Source organism: Oleiphilus sp. HI0067, assembly GCF_001635735.1.
In genome coordinates this window covers 1-886 of sequence record NZ_LWFI01000308.1, presented here as the reverse complement: position 1 = coordinate 886, position 886 = coordinate 1, and the positions used below count along the sequence as shown (strand labels likewise).

Sequence of the window (886 nt, the reverse complement as noted above, 5' to 3'; positions counted from 1 at the left end):
TTGCAAACCCGAGATCTGCAAAACTGCATTGCAGCACATCAGGGTCAAAGATACGCATCACAAGCTTTTCGCCGAATGCGGTTGGCAGGGTCGATAAACGTAGCTCGATTTCTTTATCTTTATCGTTCTTTGTTTTTATTCGGCCATCTTGTGGTTTACGTTTCTCGGCAACGTTTAATCGGCCTAATATCTTAAGGCGACTGGTAACGGCAATCCCGACCTTAGCGGGAAATTCGTATACGGGATGAAGAACGCCATCTATTCTGAATCGCATGTTGACGATGTCGCGACGTGGCTCTAAATGGATATCACTCGCGCGCTGATCGAAGGCATATTGAAGCAGCCAATCAACAATGTTGACGATATGTTGGTCGTTAGCGTCGTGATTCGATTTGCCAGAGCTACCGCCAAGTTCGAGCATTTGCTCGAAGTTTTGTGTGTAGGCGCTTTGATCTGCATCGACACCGGCTTTGTTGACAGACTTAGCTAGTTCATAGAACTCAATGGTAAATCGTCTTAAATCTGCGGGATTGGCAATGACACGCTTGATGTCCTTTTTCAGAACATGTTGTAGATCGTTTTCCCAGTCATGCGCAAAAGGCTGAGCACTGGCGATCACGACTTCTTCACTATTCACTTCAACGGCAAGAATTTGATGTCGTTGCGCAAAAGCAAATGACATTACTTGTGAGGTTTTGAGTGAATCAACTTTTAGAGGATCAATATTGAAGATCTCTTGCTCTGACCAGTCACTGAGCCAGTCGAGCAAGTAATTCATATCAACATTCACATCGCCATTGAGCGCTTTTAAACCTGCGCCGGCAATGATTTCGAGTGGGTGGAGTTGTACGTGTTTTTGACCACGGGGTGAACTGAGGAGTTTATC

Annotated in this window: 1 protein-coding gene; it reads right to left on the bottom strand. The window is 45.4% G+C overall.

From position 1 onward, the window contains the following. The coding region (locus tag A3739_RS03750; protein ID WP_197472022.1) for a GspE/PulE family protein at window positions 1–886 on the bottom strand (886 nt) is incomplete at both ends.